20 protein-coding genes and 4 tRNA genes are annotated in these 15,824 nt (G+C 41.6%); 12 read left to right on the top strand and 12 right to left on the bottom strand.

The window, feature by feature from the left end; translation table 11 throughout:
- The first annotated feature begins 9 nt into the window (after positions 1-9).
- From LRM50_RS02370 to LRM50_RS02355, 4 genes are all read left to right on the top strand, one after another.
- Positions 10-285, top strand: coding sequence for a hypothetical protein (locus tag LRM50_RS02370; protein WP_243809712.1), 276 nt, complete (start codon positions 10-12; stop codon positions 283-285).
- Position 286: 1 nt separating this feature from the next.
- Positions 287-715, top strand: coding sequence for a pilin (locus LRM50_RS02365; protein WP_243809711.1), 429 nt, complete (start codon positions 287-289; stop codon positions 713-715).
- Between the two features lie 2 nt (positions 716-717).
- The gene (locus tag LRM50_RS02360; RefSeq protein ID WP_243809710.1) at positions 718-1,158 is read left to right on the top strand and encodes a pilin; all 441 of its coding nucleotides are present in this window, start codon (positions 718-720) and stop codon (positions 1,156-1,158) included.
- A 61-nt stretch (positions 1,159-1,219) separates the two neighbouring features.
- Positions 1,220-1,603, top strand: coding sequence for a pilin (locus LRM50_RS02355; RefSeq protein WP_243809709.1), 384 nt, complete (start codon positions 1,220-1,222; stop codon positions 1,601-1,603).
- Positions 1,604-1,702: 99 nt separating this feature from the next.
- On the opposite strand, the gene LRM50_RS02350 is transcribed toward LRM50_RS02355, so the two are convergent.
- On the bottom strand, positions 1,703-2,197 hold the full coding sequence (locus LRM50_RS02350; RefSeq protein WP_243809708.1) for an Hsp20/alpha crystallin family protein: 495 nt from the start codon (positions 2,195-2,197) through the stop codon (positions 1,703-1,705).
- Between the two features lie 104 nt (positions 2,198-2,301).
- Here LRM50_RS02350 and LRM50_RS02345 point away from each other — a divergent pair, with 104 nt between their 5' ends.
- Entirely contained in the window at positions 2,302-2,976 is a 675-nt protein-coding gene (locus LRM50_RS02345) for a ComF family protein (RefSeq protein WP_243809707.1), read from the top strand.
- On the opposite strand, the gene LRM50_RS02340 is transcribed toward LRM50_RS02345, so the two are convergent.
- The 6 genes from LRM50_RS02340 to LRM50_RS02315 all read right to left on the bottom strand — a co-directional run bounded on the left by LRM50_RS02340 (position 2,971) and on the right by LRM50_RS02315 (position 4,941).
- The gene (locus LRM50_RS02340; RefSeq protein ID WP_243809706.1) at positions 2,971-3,423 is read right to left on the bottom strand and encodes a 23S rRNA (pseudouridine(1915)-N(3))-methyltransferase RlmH; all 453 of its coding nucleotides are present in this window, start codon (positions 3,421-3,423) and stop codon (positions 2,971-2,973) included. The genes LRM50_RS02345 and LRM50_RS02340 overlap by 6 nt on opposite strands.
- An 8-nt stretch (positions 3,424-3,431) precedes the next feature.
- A tRNA-Ser gene (locus LRM50_RS02335) sits at positions 3,432-3,519 on the bottom strand.
- Between the two features lie 21 nt (positions 3,520-3,540).
- On the bottom strand, positions 3,541-3,774 hold the full coding sequence (locus LRM50_RS02330) for a hypothetical protein (RefSeq protein ID WP_243809705.1): 234 nt from the start codon (positions 3,772-3,774) through the stop codon (positions 3,541-3,543).
- Positions 3,775-3,792: 18 nt separating this feature from the next.
- Positions 3,793-3,869: transfer RNA gene (locus tag LRM50_RS02325), tRNA-Arg, on the bottom strand.
- 110 nt (positions 3,870-3,979) lie between these two features.
- On the bottom strand, positions 3,980-4,498 hold the full coding sequence (locus LRM50_RS02320) for a hypothetical protein (protein WP_232736231.1): 519 nt from the start codon (positions 4,496-4,498) through the stop codon (positions 3,980-3,982).
- A 35-nt stretch (positions 4,499-4,533) separates the two neighbouring features.
- Positions 4,534-4,941: a hypothetical protein gene (locus LRM50_RS02315; RefSeq protein ID WP_243777833.1), complete on the bottom strand. Its 408-nt coding sequence runs from the start codon at positions 4,939-4,941 to the stop codon at positions 4,534-4,536.
- 72 nt (positions 4,942-5,013) lie between these two features.
- Between LRM50_RS02315 and LRM50_RS02310 the strand changes: the two genes are divergently transcribed.
- Positions 5,014-5,106: transfer RNA gene (locus LRM50_RS02310), tRNA-Ser, on the top strand.
- A gap of 17 nt (positions 5,107-5,123) precedes the next feature.
- Positions 5,124-5,213: transfer RNA gene (locus LRM50_RS02305), tRNA-Ser, on the top strand.
- A 54-nt stretch (positions 5,214-5,267) separates the two neighbouring features.
- Here LRM50_RS02305 and LRM50_RS02300 read toward each other — a convergent pair.
- A complete protein-coding gene (locus LRM50_RS02300) occupies positions 5,268-6,350 on the bottom strand; it encodes a VanZ family protein (RefSeq protein ID WP_243809704.1) in 1,083 nt (360 codons plus the stop codon).
- Between the two features lie 142 nt (positions 6,351-6,492).
- On the opposite strand from LRM50_RS02300, the gene LRM50_RS02295 reads away from it, so the two are divergent.
- Positions 6,493-6,834 carry a hypothetical protein gene (locus LRM50_RS02295; RefSeq protein ID WP_129743614.1) on the top strand — a complete coding sequence of 114 codons (342 nt, stop codon included), beginning with the start codon at positions 6,493-6,495 and terminating at the stop codon, positions 6,832-6,834.
- Position 6,835: 1 nt separating this feature from the next.
- On the opposite strand, the gene LRM50_RS02290 is transcribed toward LRM50_RS02295, so the two are convergent.
- The 3 genes from LRM50_RS02290 to tsaD all read right to left on the bottom strand — a co-directional run bounded on the left by LRM50_RS02290 (position 6,836) and on the right by tsaD (position 11,569).
- Positions 6,836-9,391: a valine--tRNA ligase gene (locus tag LRM50_RS02290; RefSeq protein ID WP_243809703.1), complete on the bottom strand. Its 2,556-nt coding sequence runs from the start codon at positions 9,389-9,391 to the stop codon at positions 6,836-6,838.
- 162 nt (positions 9,392-9,553) lie between these two features.
- Positions 9,554-10,480 (bottom strand): lipid II:glycine glycyltransferase FemX, encoded by a 927-nt coding sequence (locus LRM50_RS02285; RefSeq protein WP_243777830.1) that lies wholly within the window; start codon positions 10,478-10,480, stop codon positions 9,554-9,556.
- Between the two features lie 18 nt (positions 10,481-10,498).
- Entirely contained in the window at positions 10,499-11,569 is a 1,071-nt protein-coding gene (gene tsaD, locus LRM50_RS02280) for a tRNA (adenosine(37)-N6)-threonylcarbamoyltransferase complex transferase subunit TsaD (protein WP_243777829.1), read from the bottom strand.
- Between the two features lie 41 nt (positions 11,570-11,610).
- Between tsaD and LRM50_RS02275 the strand changes: the two genes are divergently transcribed.
- On the top strand, positions 11,611-12,927 hold the full coding sequence (locus LRM50_RS02275; RefSeq protein ID WP_243777828.1) for a UDP-N-acetylmuramoyl-L-alanyl-D-glutamate--2,6-diaminopimelate ligase: 1,317 nt from the start codon (positions 11,611-11,613) through the stop codon (positions 12,925-12,927).
- Here the strand turns inward: LRM50_RS02275 and LRM50_RS02270 are convergent.
- Positions 12,884-14,173, bottom strand: a complete 1,290-nt coding sequence (locus LRM50_RS02270) for a Mur ligase family protein (RefSeq protein WP_243809702.1) — start codon at positions 14,171-14,173, stop codon at positions 12,884-12,886. The two genes, LRM50_RS02275 and LRM50_RS02270, sit on opposite strands and share 44 nt — an antisense overlap.
- A gap of 83 nt (positions 14,174-14,256) precedes the next feature.
- Here LRM50_RS02270 and LRM50_RS02265 point away from each other — a divergent pair, with 83 nt between their 5' ends.
- The 3 genes from LRM50_RS02265 (at position 14,257) to LRM50_RS02255 (ending at position 15,818) form a co-directional block, all read left to right on the top strand.
- Positions 14,257-15,117, top strand: a complete 861-nt coding sequence (locus LRM50_RS02265; RefSeq protein ID WP_243809701.1) for a hypothetical protein — start codon at positions 14,257-14,259, stop codon at positions 15,115-15,117.
- A 7-nt stretch (positions 15,118-15,124) separates the two neighbouring features.
- Positions 15,125-15,454, top strand: a complete 330-nt coding sequence (locus tag LRM50_RS02260; RefSeq protein ID WP_243777825.1) for a hypothetical protein — start codon at positions 15,125-15,127, stop codon at positions 15,452-15,454.
- A 94-nt stretch (positions 15,455-15,548) separates the two neighbouring features.
- Entirely contained in the window at positions 15,549-15,818 is a 270-nt protein-coding gene (locus tag LRM50_RS02255; protein WP_243809700.1) for a co-chaperone GroES, read from the top strand.
- Positions 15,819-15,824: the final 6 nt, after the last annotated feature.

Genomic DNA, 15,824 nt, shown 5'->3' with positions numbered 1-15,824 from the left:
ATGAGATATATGGAATTTTTTGCTGGATTGTTGGGGAGTGCTGATAGTCTTGGCGTGCCGCAGAATAATGATGTAGATATTATGAAGTTTGTTAATTTGGCATTTTGGGTGGCTGGTGTCGTAGCTGTTATTATTGTGATTATTGCTGGAATAAACTATTCCCTGTCCTCTGGCGATCCAGCTAAGACGGCTAGCGCAAAGAATGCTATTCTATATGCAGTCATCGGTTTGGTAATTATTGCTAACGCTATTGCTATAACAGGTTATATTATAGGAAAGGTTTAAGATGAAGATTTTTACAAAAATCCTGACGGCTGGAATACTAATGATTGGGCTTCTTGGAGTGTTCACTCCAGTGGTGTCTGCGGCTAACGGTATTAATATTTGCTCAGAGGAAAATGGAAGCAACAACTCTGTCTATTGCCAAAATAAAGATAAAGGTGAAGGTCAAGTGAACGGTATTATAAAAACTATCGTTGAAGTTCTACTTACGGCCGTTGGTGCTATTTCGATTATTATGATAGTTATTGGCGGTATTTTATTTGCACTTTCCAGCGGTGATGCTCAGAAGGCTGCAAAAGCCAGGAGTACTATTTTATATGCTGTCGTTGGATTAATAGTTTCTGTATTCGCTTCGGCGATTGTCAATTTTGTGTTTGACGGGTTTAATAAGCCTGTCAAACATGATGAATCTAGTAATCATAATAAGGAGTAAAAATGAAAAAAATGATATTATCGGCATTAATTGTAGTTTGTTCGGTGTTTGGATTTTCAGCCATATCAGTAGCTTCTCTTCCGACAAACGTTTCCGCGCAAGCTGCTAATAGCGTCGTAAAGAAAGGTATAAAAACTGCCACTACGGCGGATATGGAAAATAAAAGCATTGCAGGTGAAGGTGGACTAATAAATATATTGATTAATTTTCTACTGTGGACTGTTGGAGTTTTATCTGTTGTTATGATTATCTTTAGCGGATTTCGCTATATCACTTCAGCTGGAGATGCCTCAAAAACGAAGTCTGCTCAAACTGCCCTCACTTATTCGATAGTTGGTCTAATTGTGGCTGTTTTTGCTTGGGCTATTGTCAACATAGTACTGGATCGGATTGGAGTTAAGACGTCGTCTAACTCTACGAACTCGTCTGTATCCTCTAATTAGTTTTGCAAATAACAGATAAAAATGTATAATAGTAATATCATTAAACAAGGAGAAAATAACAATGAATAAATTAAAATTAATCTTGGCGGGACTACTGGTAGTACCAACTGTTGCTTTGGCTGTAGCTCCAGCTGCAAGCGCTGAAGGAGACTTTACTCTAAATGGCGGCGTTAGCAGCGCGCAAGGAGATGGTGTTGGTCAGGTATCTACAGATCCTGAATCTTTAGTTAAGAAATTTGTAAACATATTCTTGTTTGCCGTCGGTGCATTGAGCGTTATTATGCTTATCTGGGGTGGTATCCGCTACACTACTTCAGCCGGTGATAGCAATAAGGTCCAGGCGGCTAAGAACACAGTTTTGTATGCAATTGTCGGTTTGGTAGTTGCAATTTTGGCATACGCAATCGTCAATATGGTTATCAGTAAGATTGCATCAGGATCATAATCTTTCCTATTAATAAAAAAGAGCCTCGCTGATGAGGTTCTTTTTTTGTGGCTAAAAAAATACCGCCAACTTGTGACGGTATTTTCTGTGAAATGGTTTTTACAGAACTTGAATCTTCTTTGCTTTTTCTTGCTTTATCTTTTCAAAAGTAATTGTCAAAACGCCATCTTTTAATTCTGCCTTAACGCCTTCTTCATTTACAGCGGTTGGCAATGCTAATGTACGACTGAATTCGCCCCAGTAGCACTCTTGGATGTGCCATTGGCGAACATCTGCTTCGTCACCGCTAGACAGTGTGCCGCTAATTGTTAAAATACCGTCAGAAATGCTTACGTCTAGGTCGTTTCGATCTACGCCGGCAGTACGAGCTTTGATAACTAGGTTATTTTCTGTCTCAAAAACGTCAACAGCCAATTGACCCATTGCATCATCAGCTTCATCTTCCCAATTGTCGTCGGATCGTGTTGTTTGCGTACTGTTGCTTCTACTGTTGTCGTCGTTAAAACCAGGTAGCAGATCGTCGTTATCATCATCAATAAACGCCGCTGCCAATTCCTGTTCTGTTAGTAATGTATCATCTTGCTTTCGGGCCATAATTTCCTCCACTTTTATAATAGGCTCATTGACAAAGTCTCTATTAGTATAACTGTAATGTGCGTTATAATCAACAGAGAAAGGCTTAAAACGTAAAAATTACAATGTTTGACACGCTATTATCAATTATCGCTCCTCACCACTGTTATAAGTGTGGTAAAACGGGTGGTATTTTATGCTTAAATTGTAAAAAATACATCATGAGTCGGAAGTATGATATGTGTGTTCTATGTGGCGATTTATTGGAGAATGGCAATTTATGTAAAAAGCATAATCTTCCCTGTGATATGATCTGGTGTTTTTCGCAGCGTACAGGTGTTGTCGCAAAGATTATTGATGATTATAAGTTTAACCGTGTTCAGGCGGCGGCCGATCTATTAAGCGAATTCTTGGACGAAGCTCTGTCTGAATTGCCGTCAGAGACAGTAATTGTTCCAATTCCTACAATTTCTAAGAACATCCGGCGTCGTGGATTTGATCATATTCGAAAAATTGCTATTAAATTATCTCGACGAAGAAAAATAGAATGTCGCTCCCTGCTCCGGCGCAGAAATAACGTCACCCAGCATTTTACGAAGTCTTCTGTCCAGAGAAAACGTCAAGCAAAGGAGTTTTTTGAAATTGCGGGTAAAATTGATAAAAATAAGCGATATATCATTATTGATGATATATTTACGACTGGCTCAACTGTGTTGGCGGCGGCGGAATGTTTGAAGAAAAATGGCGCCAAACACGTGGACATTGCGGTTATTGCCAGACACGGGCGCCCGAAGCTATGAGTGATGGTAATGACTGCCGCGATGGATTTCTTGGGCGCGGTATAATTGCTCGGCTAAAATAAGCCGAACTAATTGGTGTGGAAACACTAAGTTAGATAATGACCAAACGACGTTGGATTTTTGGCGCAAGTCGCTGGTAACTCCGTAAGCACCACCGATGATGAAGACGATGTGCTTGTCAATATGTTTGGTTACTAGGTCGGATAATTCTGGCGATGATAGGTTTTTACCGCGCTCATCGAGCAAAATAACAAAGTCGTCCGAATTGAGGCGTGAAAAAATACGCTCAGACTCTTCCTGGCGCGCCCTGTCGCCTTCAAAGCTTGAATGCGGTAGAATAATCATTTCCGCAGCAAAAGGTGCTCGTAGACGCTCTAAAAAACGAGAAACGCCTGGTTGGACCCAGGCTTCATTCTTTTTTCCGATCGTTATAATGGTGATTTTCATAATATCTATGGCGGAGAGAGAGGGATTCGAACCCTCGATGAGTTGCCCCATACCGCTTTTCGAGAGCGGCCAGTTCAACCACTCCTGCACCTCTCCATATCTAACTAATTCGGGAAATTATTTTTTATCAGTCTTCTTTGAGTCTTTGGCCACTATAGTGCCGATAATACTCCAGACGATACATAGAGCTAGACCAACGCCGCCTAATTGACAAAACTTAATCATCCACTTACTGGCTTCATTCCAAGTTATCAATTCAAAAAACTCTGCGCCAGCTAAAATTGCTATAGCAGTTGAACAGATTGCAACAATTCCTAATCCTGAATATTTTACGTACTTAATAAAATTCATACCCCTCCTTAGGTTAATTGGTACACCCGGCAAGATTCGAACTTACGACCTCTGGCTCCGCAAGCCAGCGCTCTATCCAGCTGAGCTACGGGTGCATACAGCCTTTCGAAAAAAACGATTGGCCGCAACAAAAAATATAAGGTACCTTCATTGCTATAAAGCACTGAACTTTTGTATTCTACCACATAAAATATAGTCAATCAAGCTATAGCTTTATCAGCCGAATAAACTTCTCTAAGGCGTCTGGCTTAATTTCTTGCATTGGTAGGCGCGCTCCGAGCATATCAACAATTCTCTCGCCTTCTGCTTCGGAAAAATAAATAGTTAAACCTGGTGAGAATCGCTTTACTGGCAATAATAGAATCGAATGTTGGTTGTTTTCGTGAATTAATCCAAATGCGCGAAATTCGCTAAAATCGTGTAAAACGTCGGCGATGTAAATACCTTTGGGGCTAATCGCGTAGTTTATTACTTGTGGGGTTTTGTTTGATAATACAAACAAGGCTACAGCCATAATTGGTAGTAAAACTGCGAAAGTCCAGTTCTTAAACACTAAAATCGCCAAAGCCATTAGTCCTATCAACACGATGACGAAAAACACGTACCACAATTTACCGCGTTGGACTTGCACGCCTTCTGGCGCGTTCCAGGCTATTGGCTCGGTTAAATCAAGCCTGTCGGGTGATGGCGTTTCAAAGTCTTGGTTTTCTGGACTATCGTTCATGACGTTAGTATATCACGATGAGAATTAGTGAACAATTAAACGTTAGTGGTTGATCCGCCGCTTAAAGCTGCGCCAAGGATGAAGTTGATTATGGCGTAAGCAAAGACTGCGATTAGTAGACCGATGATTGCATATAAAATTGTGTTTTTGGCGTTTGTGACGGATTCTTTTTTACCGCCAGATATTACGTAGCGGAAACCGCCGAAGATTAGCATAACAACACTTAAGACGCCGACGCCGAATAGCATAATGTTGATAGCTCGTCTTACGATTGATGAATCACCGTTAGCTAAGTTGGCTGGCGTATTGTCGCCGCGTGCTGCGTTAATTCCGGCTGGCGCACCGCCCTCACCTAATGCGGAAACTGGAGCGGTTGCCAAAACTATACCGAACCCAATTGTAAGTAATCCTATTGTAATTTTAGAGACGTATTCTTTTATCATAATTCTATTATACCCTATTTACGATAAAGCTATTAATAATTACACTTATATGGTACACTAAATAGTGAATTTGGAGGAGTACCCAAGTGGCTGAAGGGGACGGTTTGCTAAATCGTTAGTATGGAGAGATCTGTAGCGGGGGTTCGAATCCCCCCTCCTCCGCCAAAATTCATAGATAGTACGGAAGGGTGACCGAGTGGTTGAAGGTACCGGTCTTGAAAACCGGCGTGCGGTAAAACGTACCGAGGGTTCGAATCCCTCCCCTTCCGCCAAAACAGTACTATTGAAGTCGAAAAATAGGAGATTCGTGCGAGTTTCCTATTTTTTTATTTCTCTTGTTTGGCTTGAATCGTACTTTCGTAACTTGCGCCAGAAAGGCGATCGAACATAAAACGTCGGTTAAATAACGCTACGACAATTGTAATTAATACGAATAATATGAACACTAAGAACGCAATTGCGAATAGACAGAGAAACAATAGCGAATTCGCTTCCTTATTAAATTCATTCGCGAGGTAAAACAAGCCTGCGGGAATGATGTGAAAATATATCGTGAGTAAGATTCCTCTGAAAATTGTGCGAACCCATTTTTTATTTTCAAATGTTAGCCCAAACTTTAATAATGCGCTACCAAAAGTTTTACCGTTCAGTAGAGGAATTAGGCTAAAATAGAGGGCTAAAAATAGCGAAAACGGAAGTTGGGTTTTTGATAAGGTGTAAGGAATACGGACGATAACAGCGTCGATTATTAGGGACAAACTAATGCGAATTCCAGAAACTCGTGAGCCAGCCTCAAGGGATTTTTCATCTATTTCCTCCCTGGACGGAAGTAGCCACATTGCAAACCAGCCCAGAAAGTAACCGATGCATCCGCCTATCGTGTTCTGGATGATATCATCGACGTCGGCTAATCGGTAAGGTCCTGAATAGATGAAATAAAGTCCAGACAGTTGCGTTAACTCAAAGAATAAACTTAAAATAGCTGTCAATAACAACGTCTTTTTAAGGTTACATTTGAAATAGTAGCGCAGGTAAATTCCGAACGGAATGAGCATTAAAACATTGAAAGCGGGAACGTAAAAAGTGGGATGTTTTATCGCCATAATCCAAGTTGAACTATCTGTTAATACAAGTGGACTATTCTTTATAAAATCTGCGACGAATGAAAACGGAATTAAATTCAGATTTTCTGCGTAAGTTGTGTGAACGGATTCTGGATTTGGCAACGGTAAAATAACTAAGAAATATACGGTTAATAAATACAGAATAAAGGAATAGAAAATCAAAGTCCGCAGCTTATTGACGGAGCCATATTTTCGATAGTTCGCAATCATATACGGCAACGTGATAAGAAAAGCCAAAATTGGAAAAAGAATTAGTGCGACCTTAATGGAAATTAGGTATCCCATAAACTCCATTATACTAAACATTTTCTCTGTAAAATTAAGGATGACTATTTCTATGCTGGGAAATATACTTGACAAAAAACAAAGCTTATGCTAACATTGTAATCAGTATTCTAAAAATAGATACAAAAAAGAAAGAATAAAAATGAATTTAGTACAACAGTTTTTCACCGTTACAACTATGTTTGTCAGTTTGAATGTAGCGTTTGGTGTGCTGCTGCACGATACCAACGTCGATAAAGCGTTTTTATCATCTTGGAAAACATATAGCGTTCAAAGTGACGTTGAGGGTGAAATAAAAATGCCAGAAACAAAGCCCCATACTCATCCAGAACATGCTCAATTGTCAAATGTGTTGAAAGAAGGTTCAGCGCGACCGCGAACTACACCTCGTAACAACGATAAGAAGCGATTACGCCAAAAATATGCTGCTCGTGGTCAACATACTTTTGACGGATATCACCTTGATTTTGAAGGTGTGAGCTAGGCTATTTTAAGCTAATTACTTCCAGTTCCGAAACAAGCCGAGTAATGATTTTTTCTTGCTCGGCTAATTGCTCGCGAGTTTCCTCGACAAGGTGGGCTGGCGCCTTTTCAACGTAAGTCGGATTTTCCAGGCGCTTCTTTAATCCCGCCAATTTCTGACGTGCTTCGGCTAGGCGCATTTCCAGATTTTCCTGATGTTGATACAGAGTTTCGCTATCAATATCTAGCCACGCTTCCCTGTTTGCAGCCGCCAAACGTAGACCGCGAGGCTGATCTGTGTGTTCAATTGCCTCAAGCCGCATCAGATGCTTAATTGTATCTTGATTGTCGGCGATAAGACTGTCGTTGCCGTATAGCAATCGATATTTCTTATTCCCTGGCAGTTCAGCAATCACCCAACGACCTTCAGCGACCAGAAGCTTAAGTTGCTCGAATTGTTCGGCGGCAATCGGATCAAACTTTTCTGGAGTCGGCCAAGCTTCACGCATCAAAATGCCGTCGGTGTAATTAAGAGTTTGCCAAATAGTTTCCGTAACGAACGGTGCAAACGGATGAGCGATTTTCAAAGAAGTTGCCAAAACCCAAGATAATAACGGACGATTGATCGCCGTTTTAGATGATTCAATGTACCAGTCAGCCACGTCATCCCAGATGGTGTGATAAACAGTTTCTGATGCCTCTGAGAAGCGATATTGCTCTAATCGAACAGCGATGTTGTTGGCGGCGTCGTTCAATTGGCGAATAATCCAGTGATCGGCCGGAGTTTGCGGCTCTAAGTCGACAACTTGGTGATTATCGCCAATCTGAGCTTCAACAAATCGGGCAATATTCCATAGCTTATTACAGAAGTTGCGAGCAGCGATAACAGAGCCGCGGTTAAAGGCCTGACTTTGAGCTGGCGCTCGCCCAGAAATAAGTCCCATGCGTGTGGCGTCAGATCCAAATTCCGCAACCAATTCCATTGGATTGATAACGTTACCTTTAGATTTGGACATTTTTTGGTTGTGCTCATCATTAACCATTCCGTGCAGATAAACTTCTTTGAACGGTATCTTCCCTGTTCGGTATAGGCTAAGCATGATCATTCGAGAAACCCATGCGCGCATAATATCCATACCAGTTTCCATCATGTCAGTTGGGAAATAATTAGCTAAATCGCCGTCGGTCAGATAATCTGTTACGATGTATGGCCATTGACCAGATGAGAACCAGGTGTCAAAGGTATCCTCTTCCCTGATATATGTTGTGCCATTTACAACAATGCTCTGCTCGTTGGTGTGAGTATCAAATATCCAATCCTTAGGGTCGTTTTCATTTACAAACGCAGGAATTGGTATTCCCCATGGAATCTGTCGTGAAATATTCCAGTCTTTCAATTGCTCAAGATATGCGATAAGTTCTTTGCGCTTGGATGCTGGATAAAAAGTAATTTCTTCTTTTTTAAGCGCGTCAATTGCTGGCTGTGCGAGTGATTGTGTTTTAATAAACCACTGCTCTTTAATCATTGGCTCAATTATGCTGCCACACTTATAACAATGTCCAACTGCGTGTTCAATTTCAGTCTCACCGCGGCGTAGCTCTAATGCTTCCAGTGCTTCCAAAACTCGAGCGCGAGCTTCTACTGGTGTTAATCCTAAGAACTGCGCTGGTACATTTATCATCTTCCCTTCTGGGCTGATAATTGACTCTAGCGGTAAATCATGGCGTTTTGCAATTTCAAAGTCGTTCGGGTCGTGTGCTGGCGTAATCTTAACCGCACCGGTGCCGTAACTCATGTCGACATATTCGTCCGCGATGATAGGAATTTCCTTATCGATAATCGGCAGTAAAATGCGAGTTCCAACCAATTTTTTGTATCGCTCGTCATCTGGATGAACCGCCACGGCAACGTCGCCGAGCATAGTTTCTGGGCGCGTAGTAGCTACGATAATCTCGCCAATTTTATCTAGCGTCGGGTAAGCTATTTTCCACAACTTCCCTTTTTCGTTCTTATGTTCTACCTCGATGTCGGCAAAGCTGGTTTGATGTTCGGTACAATAATTAACAATTCGCTCACCTCTGTAAACCAAGTTGTCATCCCACATTTTCTTAAATGTGTCGTATACGGTGTTGATAACTTTGTCGTCCAGAGTGAATGTCAAATGCTTCCATGACGCACTAACACCTAACGCGCGCAATTGCAGCTCCATATTGCCGCGTTTTTCTTGTACAAAATTCCAAACTTGACTATACAATTGGTCACGTGAAAAATCGAAGCGACTCTTCCCTTGCTTCGTCAATTCTCTTTCATACACAACCCAAGTTTCAAACCCAGCATGGTCAGCGCCTGGAATAAATACGGCGTCGTCACCCTTCATTCGGTGATAGCGAATCAGAATATCCTTCAGGTTCATATCGAGTGCGTGCCCAATGTGAAGATTGCCGTTAGCGTTAGGTGGCGGCATAATGATTGAATATGGCTTACCTACCCCTGTTGGCTCTAATGCACCACTGGTTTCCCACAGGGCATAAATATTTGGTTCGTAATCGTTTGGTATGTATTGTTTAGCTAGCTGCATAAGTTATTCCATGGTTTTTTCATGTGAAAAAAGACAAAAGAAAACAAAGTAGCTTTTCACGTGCAAAAGCCCTTATTTACGTAATCCTCTAATTTCTCCACATGTTTATATTACATTTTAATTATACCACAAATTTATGTGGTGCTATGGATGAAATTAAGGTTATTTTCTAATCGTTTGATACGCTCGATATAGCCAATATTGAAGCGGCTTCAGTGGCAGCTCCCAAGTCGCTCCAGAATAGACATCTTCGCCGCCGAACGATCGCTTGAATTTCGTAAAGCCAGCCCACGGGTGATTTTTTGGTGCATTTTCAGGAGCAATTCCGTATAAATCGACTTTCTCCATTTGACGATGTTTTGCATCGATTATCGCTTCGGTGAGCAGGGCAGTTCCAGCGTTAAGTTTGCGATATTCTGGCGTAGAATTTGCTGCTGCATGTGCGTAAATTCGAGTTGTTTTTGAGTCGAAAAATAGGGCAGTAGCAATTACTTTATTATCATATGTTGCGTACCAAAATGAAGCATCTTTGGATGGAAGTAGGGAACCAGCTTGCTTATGAAAATATGAATCTGGGTGCGGCGACATGCCGGTTCGTTTGGCAACTTCGTGTATCAATTCTAGGAAATATTTAATATCGTCTGGGTTTTGAGATTGATGAACAGTTACGCCTTTTTTGTGATAATTCCTATAACAATTCCTTACAGGTTGCGCCATACTTGCTATAATCTCTTCCTCTGGTTGCTGGAGATTGATAACGTGTGTATGTTCTGGCTGCAAATGGACATAAGTGGCTTTTTTCCAATGCTCATCAGATAATACCTTAGAGAAGGTGGGTTTAATTGGTCCGACTCTGAGGAAAGTTACGTCTAGTTTTTTGCCGAGTTCTGCTAAGTCTTTTAGCGCCAATCGTAATGCTTCTTCGTTAATAGCGGTTGGACCGAAGGGGCAATATAGGCGAGAATTGCCCGTGCCGTGCTCTAATATTGCGAAATATTCCCATCCTCCACCTCTGTTGTGAAAGACTTTTCGACCGAGAGATTGTTGGAATTTTTCCCAGGCTAATGATTGTAGAAAATGTTGATTCATGTTGTAATCCTCACAACGTTATATTGCTGTCATTGATAAGCTTGGCTGAACTTCCATATCGTATGGATCTGTAGGCTCGTCAATTTGAGATCTGAAATAACCGAGAGTGGCAATCATCGCGGCGTTATCTGTACAGAGTTGAATAGGGGCGTATTCGATGTCAATTGGCAAAGCTTCGCGTAATTGACGGCGCAATTCTTGGTTAGCTGCGACTCCGCCAGCGATCACGACGGAAGCTGGCTGGAAGTTGTCAAACGCCTTTTTGGTTTTATTTACGAGAGTTTTTATGGCTGTATACTGGAAACTCGCTGCCATATTACGTCGTAATTCGTCATCTACGAGCGCTGGAAGCTCATGAGAGGGAAAAGTGAAGTCTTTACCGACTTCGTGCTGAACGGCTCTCAAAACGGCTGTCTTAAGCCCAGAGAAGGAAAAATCGTATTCGCCGGATAATTTGGCGATAGGCAAGTGGAATGCGTGTGGATCGCCAAGTTCAGCGGCTTTGGCGATGGCTGGGCCGCCAGGATACGGCAAACCGATGATTTTAGCAACTTTATCGAATGCTTCGCCAACTGCGTCGTCTTGAGTTTGTCCAATAAGCTGATAATCACCGTGATTTTTGAATAGGACAAGTTGTGAATGCCCGCCTGAAACGATCAACGAAAGCATAGGGAATGACGGCTGCTGTTTCGGCAATGTTAGAGATAAATTGTCAGATTGCTTATTGATAAAATTGGCGTACACGTGAGCTTCTACGTGATGAATCTTAAAGAGCGGCTTATTATGGATAATAGCGAGAGTTCTAGCGGCGAGAGTGCCGATTAATAGCGAGCCAATAAGCCCCGGCGCGTAAGTAACAGCGATGGCGTCGATATCATCCCAAGTGCAATTTGCGTCAGACAAAGCTTTTTTAATGACGGGATTTACAACTTCCAAATGACTACGAGCGGCAATTTCTGGAATAACTCCGCCGTATTCTGCATGAATATCAATTTGAGAATTGACGACATTCGAAAGCAAGCGTTCGCCATCTTCAACTATTGACGCCGCTGTTTCGTCGCAACTGGATTCAATTCCCAAAATCCTCATTTGTTTTTATTATAGCAAATATAAGTGGTAAAATGGGTATTATGAAAAACGAGTTGGTAAAAATTGCTAGAAAAACGCTACCTCAAGGAGCTTTGGAGAAAACCGAAAACGCCTATAGAGTTGCGCGCACGAAGATGATTAGCTTAAGGTATGGCAATCCAGCTCGTGGCTTGAGAATTATCGCAGTAACAGGGACGAACGGGAAAACTACGACCGCTTGTTATATCAATGAGATCTTGAAAGAGGCTGGCTTTAAGACCGCGTTATTTACGACGGCGGTGATTGAAATTGCTGGTAAGGAAAAGATAAATGATTTGAATGCGACAGTTCCGACTGTAGCAAGGCTGTTTAGCTTTTTTCAGACAGCTCAGCGTGAAGGTGTGGAATATGTGATTTTAGAGGCGACAAGTCACGCTTTATCGCAGCATAAATTTGACGGCGTGCCAATTGAGGCGGCGGTGATGACTAATTTGACCCAAGACCATTTGGATTATCACAAAACGATGGAAGCTTACGCGGCAGCTAAGGCTAAATTATTTGAGAAAAAGCCAAAATATATCGTGCTGAATCGTGATGACGAGTGGTTTGAATATTTTGACAAGTTTACGGCTTCTGGCGAGAAAATGACTTACGGGACGAATCCGGAAGCTGAAGCTCACTTAACGCACGTTAAGTTATATAAAAAGGGAACAGAGGCGAGTTTACTGATTGATCATCAAACTCATTTGGAGTTGGCGACTAATTTGCCTGGCGAATTTAACGTGATGAATATGTCGGCTGCGGTGTCGTTGGCATATTTGTTGGGGATAAAGTTGGAAGATATTCAAGAGGGCGTGGCGAATTTGGAAGCGATTCCTGGACGATTCGAGCGAGTAGAAAATAAGCTTGGAATTGATATTATTGTGGATTATGCGCACACGCCAGACGCGTTGGAAAAATTGCTAAAAACCACTCATAAAATTACCAAGGGGCGATTAACTTTGGTGTTTGGTGCGTGCGGCGACAGAGATAAGACAAAGCGTCCAATTATGGGCGAGCTGGCGGCTAATTTGGCGGATAGGATTTTCCTGACTGACGAGGAAAGCTACAACGAAAATCCAGATGAAATTCGGGCTATGATTCGTCAGGGAATTGAGAAAACGAAAAAGGCTCATAAAATGACGGAAATTGCTGATCGAAAACAGGCGATTTATCAAGCTCTGAGGTCGGCTGTTCGTGGCGATACGGTTCTGATTACGGGTATGGGTCATGAGCAGTACCGAATTGTGAATGGCAAGCGAATTCCGTGGAATGACAAGAAGGTCGTTCAGGAAATTATTTCTGAGATTGAGAAAAAGAGTCGTAAAATTTCGCTTTAATCTGTTTCCAGCTTTGTGATTGGCGAACTAATTTTTCTGCATCATTTGGGTTGAGTAGCAATTCTTCCACGGCGTCTTCAAGGTAAATGCCGCCCTGCGAGCCTTTGAATAGAGTTGTCGTATCTTTAATGTCGCTATTTTTCAGGAATTCTCCAACTTCAAGCGCTGTGTCAAAAGAAATTACTTTACAGCCATTTTTTTCAGCGATTGGTGCAAGGTGTTTCTTGGTCATTTTACCGACGGTGACGAGTAATTCTAACTGTTTAGGGTCGCAAATTTCACCGATTTTTTTATGCTCCGATTCGGATGTCTCGCCCAATTCATTCATATCGCCCAATACGGCAATTTTATGATCGGCAGAGATGGAATAGAGTGTTTTTAGCGAATTTTCCATGGCAATAGGACTGGCGTTGTAAGTGTCGTCCAGTAACGTACAGCCGCGTATGCCGCGTAAAATATTCATTCTTCCTGAAACTGGTCTGATTTTTGTTAAAGCTGCCGCAACTTCTTCAATATTCATTCCGCAAGCTAACCCCGCCGCCGCTGCGCCAGTGATTGAGCGAATATTATGTTTACCTAATACAGAAATATTGATGTCCTGAGAAGTTCCCTCGGAGTGTTTCAGATTGACAATACAACCAGTGTCTGTAGTCTTTTTAATTTCCAGGAAAACGTCGGCAGATTCATCGCCGTAACTTACGCGATTTCCAACTATGAGATTATGATATTTTTCATCGATATCGTGAAGGTTGAAGATGGTTTTTTTAGCGACTTGACTAATTGACAATTCCTCATGAGCTACCGTATCCATATTTTTGAAAAACTCCATATGTTCAGGAGCAACAGAGGTAATTATGGCAATGTCGGGCTGAATATAGCGCATAAAAGTAGCCATTTCACCAGGGCAATCAATACCGCATTCTTGAATAATTACATCTGGCGATTCGGGGTTTTTTACGCTGGCGTGTGCTGCGAAGAAGACTTTTAGCCAGGCTAGGGGAGATTTGGCGTTTTTTGGCCCGTCTACGCCTAAGATTTCCAGCGGCGCACTTAAGGTCGTATTCAAATTGCCACGGCTATGGCGCACGGTGAATTTTTCTGATAGAACAGTGGCGGTTGCTGATTTTACGCTAGTTTTACCAACGCTGCCGACTACGGCAATTAGCTTAACATTGGGATGAGATTTAAGATATTTCTTAACGTAAGAGCCGAGAATTGTTTCTAAGAGATGTTTGAATAATTGCATGGAGTTATTATAACAGATTGAGGAACAGTAGGGAGAAGGGCGTGGGGTTGCTTTTTTAATGATTTTATGGTATTATAGCAGTTATGAATACAAGCAGATCCAATAGAGAGCGAATGAGATTGAGTGAGGTTGCTGCTGAGGTCACGAGATCTTCTGAGTATATGGAAATATGCTCAAAGCTAGGTGGGACGGCATTAAAAATGGTAGGGGCAAAACGGTATGTTGTGTCTAAAGCTATAGATATTCAGCGTAGTAAACAAGAAAGTCAATATGAAACAGACGAAGATAGAGCTCTGAAATTAATACAAATTATGCCGTATTGGCTTGATGCTCAGGTAAAGCTTAATAATCATAAGAGTGATATGTCTCACAAAGAGATAAAAGAGTGTAAAGAAACAGTTACGAGATTCAATAAAATCATACGTACTATGATAGATGAAGAGCAGTGTAGTAGTATGAAGGAAACTATGGATTCTATCAATAAGGTTATGTTAATGCTTAATTATACTCGCTCGGAGATTGAGTACGCTAGACAGTCGTTTTATGCTGTGATTCAGGGAATGCGCCATGAAATTGCTGCTGAAAGTGCCTTAAACTGGACTCCGGGAGTTGAACTTGCTGAAATGACTAGTACTGAAGATGATCTTAATGGAGGAGATATTCATGTTTACTATGTTGATGATCAAGGCGAAAGGTTTGAATTTTACATTGATATAAAAGCGACTAAAATTTCTGCCTATAAGGCAAATGAAAGGAATCGTAGGCCGGGTTATTATGTAAGCTGGTCGGGATTTGATGATGATGATTTTTGTGGTAGAGTGCTTCCTGAAGACAGAACTATCAAGAGTAAATGTTCTTACTATGAGAAAAAAATTAAGGAAATAGTTGCCGCTGAAAGGCAAAGGCGTAGCAAAGCTCAAAGAACGCTGGGAAGGGCAGTCTAGGTAGGGTATGAAAGCTTATAAAGTTATTGACCCAGATACTCTTCCGAAGCTTGATGCTAAATTGCGTGCTAATCCGTTTGGCTCAGGATTTACAATGACGATTGAGGAGGACTTTGGTGGTAATGCTATTGCAAAAAGAAGAGGTATTGTTCCTGAGAAAAAGGAAGTTATCTTTTCACCTACTTCTATTGATGTTGGGAAGAGCAGTGAAAATACCAGAATTATTATGATAATGGGGGAAGTTGCTATTAAGAATGATGTTTTTACGGGAAGAATCTATGCATCGGAAGAAGGTGATGATGGTGATGATAATTTCCCTGAGCTACTAATCGTATAATACTGAATAATATCTAGATAATTAGCACTCACACTTGACGAGTGCTAAATTAGTGCGTTACAATAGATACGTTGTTAACGAAATGGAGGATAACGTGAGTACACCTATTAAGCCTCTTGGCGACCGTGTTGTAGCGGTGCGTGAAGAAGCAAAGACTCAGACAGCGAGCGGAATTTACTTGCCTGATAACGCTAAAGAAAAGCCAGTAGTTGCGGAAGTTAAAGCAGTTGGCGGCGATGTGAAGAGCGTCAAAGTCGGTGATCGAATTGTCTATAAGGAATATTCGACTACGGATTTGAAAATTGACGGCACGGAATATTTGGTTGTTCGCGAAGAAGATATTTTAGCAACGGTTGTTGGATAAAAAGGG

The sequence above is a fragment of the Candidatus Nanosynbacter sp. TM7-053 genome (assembly GCF_022828375.1).
In the GTDB taxonomy this organism is placed as follows: domain Bacteria; phylum Patescibacteriota; class Saccharimonadia; order Saccharimonadales; family Saccharimonadaceae; genus Nanosynbacter.
The sequence above is the reverse complement of the archived record's forward strand: the minus strand, read 5'-3'. Positions and strand labels throughout refer to the sequence as shown.

Excerpts from the sequence above, each read along its gene's own strand:
- LRM50_RS02290 (WP_243809703.1), bottom strand. The coding sequence starts at position 9,391 with ATGCAGCTAGCTAAACAATACATACCAAACGATTACGAACCAAATATT.
- LRM50_RS02295 (WP_129743614.1), top strand. The coding sequence starts at position 6,493 with ATGAATTTAGTACAACAGTTTTTCACCGTTACAACTATGTTTGTCAGT.
- LRM50_RS02260 (WP_243777825.1), top strand. The coding sequence starts at position 15,125 with ATGAAAGCTTATAAAGTTATTGACCCAGATACTCTTCCGAAGCTTGAT.
- LRM50_RS02355 (WP_243809709.1), top strand. The coding sequence starts at position 1,220 with ATGAATAAATTAAAATTAATCTTGGCGGGACTACTGGTAGTACCAACT.
- LRM50_RS02315 (WP_243777833.1), bottom strand. The coding sequence starts at position 4,941 with ATGATAAAAGAATACGTCTCTAAAATTACAATAGGATTACTTACAATT.
- LRM50_RS02265 (WP_243809701.1), top strand. The coding sequence starts at position 14,257 with ATGAATACAAGCAGATCCAATAGAGAGCGAATGAGATTGAGTGAGGTT.
- LRM50_RS02300 (WP_243809704.1), bottom strand. The coding sequence starts at position 6,350 with ATGGGATACCTAATTTCCATTAAGGTCGCACTAATTCTTTTTCCAATT.
- LRM50_RS02350 (WP_243809708.1), bottom strand. The coding sequence starts at position 2,197 with ATGGCCCGAAAGCAAGATGATACATTACTAACAGAACAGGAATTGGCA.
- LRM50_RS02340 (WP_243809706.1), bottom strand. The coding sequence starts at position 3,423 with ATGAAAATCACCATTATAACGATCGGAAAAAAGAATGAAGCCTGGGTC.
- LRM50_RS02365 (WP_243809711.1), top strand. The coding sequence starts at position 287 with ATGAAGATTTTTACAAAAATCCTGACGGCTGGAATACTAATGATTGGG.
- LRM50_RS02360 (WP_243809710.1), top strand. The coding sequence starts at position 718 with ATGAAAAAAATGATATTATCGGCATTAATTGTAGTTTGTTCGGTGTTT.
- LRM50_RS02320 (WP_232736231.1), bottom strand. The coding sequence starts at position 4,498 with ATGAACGATAGTCCAGAAAACCAAGACTTTGAAACGCCATCACCCGAC.
- LRM50_RS02370 (WP_243809712.1), top strand. The coding sequence starts at position 10 with ATGGAATTTTTTGCTGGATTGTTGGGGAGTGCTGATAGTCTTGGCGTG.
- tsaD (WP_243777829.1), bottom strand. The coding sequence starts at position 11,569 with ATGAGGATTTTGGGAATTGAATCCAGTTGCGACGAAACAGCGGCGTCA.
- LRM50_RS02345 (WP_243809707.1), top strand. The coding sequence starts at position 2,302 with ATGTTTGACACGCTATTATCAATTATCGCTCCTCACCACTGTTATAAG.
- LRM50_RS02285 (WP_243777830.1), bottom strand. The coding sequence starts at position 10,480 with ATGAATCAACATTTTCTACAATCATTAGCCTGGGAAAAATTCCAACAA.
- LRM50_RS02330 (WP_243809705.1), bottom strand. The coding sequence starts at position 3,774 with ATGAATTTTATTAAGTACGTAAAATATTCAGGATTAGGAATTGTTGCA.
- LRM50_RS02275 (WP_243777828.1), top strand. The coding sequence starts at position 11,611 with ATGAAAAACGAGTTGGTAAAAATTGCTAGAAAAACGCTACCTCAAGGA.
- LRM50_RS02270 (WP_243809702.1), bottom strand. The coding sequence starts at position 14,173 with ATGCAATTATTCAAACATCTCTTAGAAACAATTCTCGGCTCTTACGTT.